The organism is Klebsiella sp. HN106 (genome assembly GCF_051209435.1).
Lineage (GTDB): Bacteria > Pseudomonadota > Gammaproteobacteria > Enterobacterales > Enterobacteriaceae > Klebsiella > Klebsiella oxytoca.
In genome coordinates this window covers 1-801 of record NZ_JBLURD010000076.1, presented here as the reverse complement: position 1 = coordinate 801, position 801 = coordinate 1, and the positions used below count along the sequence as shown (strand labels likewise).

Below are 801 nucleotides of genomic sequence, written 5' to 3'. Positions count from 1 at the left end.
CTTCCTTGATGCCCTTGCCGGGGCGGTGAACCCGACGGCCAGAGTCATCATCGTTACCGATGCGGGCTTCCAGAATGCCTGGTTCCGGCATATCCGGTCGCTCGGATGGGATTTTATTGGCCGTGTCAGGGGTAATATCCAGATGCGCCTGAACAGCAAAGGTGAATCCTGGTTCAGACGTCAGGAATTACAGGCCAGCAGTAAACCAGAATATCCGGGGCCAGGCACGCTTGCACGGGCGGAATATGCCCGGTGTGAGGGACATTTTTATCTGCACAGGAAAGAACCAAAAGGCCGGAAACACCGGCACTCAAGGTGTCGTATAAAACGCAAATCTCAGGTTCGCGACGGGCGCTCTTCAGCAAAAGAGCCGTGGCTCATCTTCAGCAGCACAGACGACTTTAAGCCACGTGAAATCATGAAGTTATACAGTCGCCGAATGCAGATAGAGCAGAACTTCCGCGATGAGAAAAGCGAACGGTTCGGGTTCGGTCTGCGGGCCAGTTACAGCCGTTCAGCGGGAAGAATGCTGGTGCAGAGCCTGCTGGCAACGCTGAGCACAATAGTCCTGTGGCTTATTGGTTATCATGCAGAAAGTAAAGGATTACATGTAAGGTATCAGGCCAACAGTGTTAAATCGCGGCGGGTAATCTCTTATCTGACGTTAGCGGAGAATGTCCTGCGACACTCCCCGCTAATATTAAGGCGAACGGTGCTGAGCACCGTTCTTAACCACCTCGCCAGAGCCTACCGAAGTATGGTGCTGGTTTATTAGCGCTGTTTTATGGGGATCCCTCAGCG

At 53.1% G+C, this 801-nt stretch carries 1 protein-coding gene; it reads left to right on the top strand.

What is annotated here, in order from left to right:
- Positions 1-775 (top strand): IS4 family transposase (locus ACSIPU_RS30370; protein ID WP_196558234.1); only part of this gene is annotated, 775 nt, incomplete at its 5' end.
- Positions 776-801: the final 26 nt, after the last annotated feature.